Source organism: Vibrio thalassae (assembly GCF_900089835.1).
In the GTDB taxonomy this organism is placed as follows: domain Bacteria; phylum Pseudomonadota; class Gammaproteobacteria; order Enterobacterales; family Vibrionaceae; genus Vibrio; species Vibrio thalassae.
Genome location: NZ_OANU01000164.1, coordinates 1 through 1,035, shown reverse-complemented (window position 1 = coordinate 1,035; position 1,035 = coordinate 1). Strand labels below are relative to the sequence as shown.

Below are 1,035 nucleotides of genomic sequence, written 5' to 3'. Positions count from 1 at the left end.
AATGCTTTATCAACAGTCTACTCATGGCAAAGGTAAAGAAATCAGTTTATCTCACGATGTTCTAGATGCTTTAGTCCTAAAAGATGCAATAGTCACCTTAGACTCGCTGCATTGCTTAGCGCCAACAATGGCGCAAATCACGGAAAAGAATGGTGACTTCACCATTCAGCTAAAAAAGAATCAACCCAATCTTTTCGGGCATGTGACAGAAGCTTTTTCAGCTGTTTATAGTCAACCAGATAGCATGGCGGAATGTACCCAAGAAAATAAAGGACATGGTCGCAAAGAATGGCGTAATATCATGCAGATAGAGGCGAATCTCCCACCTGAGTTGAAAGAAAAGTGGCCTCATATAAAAAGCTTTATTGAAGTGGCAAGTGAGCGTACTTGCAATGGAAAAGGAACAAGAGATTCACGCTGGTATGTTAGCTCATTAGAGGTTGATGTTGAACTTGCTGCTCGGACAGTCAGAGAGCATTGGTTGGTTGAAAACCAGCTTCATTGGGTTCTTGATGTCGTATTCAGAGAAGATGAACTAAAAGTAAAAGACCCAGATGGAGCTGCTCACTTAGCGGCATTTAATCGTGCTGCGTTGAACACGATAAAGCAGGATGAGAGTGACAAAGATAGCTTGGCTGCCAAACGTAGAAAGTCAGGTTGGTCTGGTGAATATCGCTCAAAAATAATATTTGGCTAATATTTATTCAAAGTGGAATCCCGCCCTGGCAATCAATGGACAACCTAAGCATTACAACCCATTTAATGGCCATTCTCACTGCTTTTTCAGCTTTTACAATGCCAATTGCGCTTGAGGTCTTAAACCGATGTCAACGCCAGTTTAAAATTGATCCACTTATCGACGTTATCGCCAAAGTAAAACTGACCCACCCACGTAATTATTTTGTACTTTCAGATAGATTTTCTAGAACTGTTGGTATGGTTCCAGCCGCTTTCTTTCCTCTTAATCGGTAGCTTTCTCCGCTGATTTGTACGATGTGCGAGTGATGAAGAAGCCTATCCAGTAATGCCGCCGTT

The 1,035-nt window shown here is 41.8% G+C and carries 2 protein-coding genes; one reads left to right on the top strand and one right to left on the bottom strand.

Going from position 1 to position 1,035, the window contains the following annotated elements:
- On the top strand, positions 1-697 hold a 697-nt coding region (locus tag VTH8203_RS23260), incomplete at its 5' end, for an ISAs1 family transposase (RefSeq protein ID WP_158296233.1).
- A 199-nt stretch (positions 698-896) separates the two neighbouring features.
- Here the strand turns inward: VTH8203_RS23260 and VTH8203_RS23255 are convergent.
- The coding region (locus tag VTH8203_RS23255; protein ID WP_244181119.1) for an ATP-binding protein at positions 897-1,035 on the bottom strand (139 nt) is incomplete at its 5' end.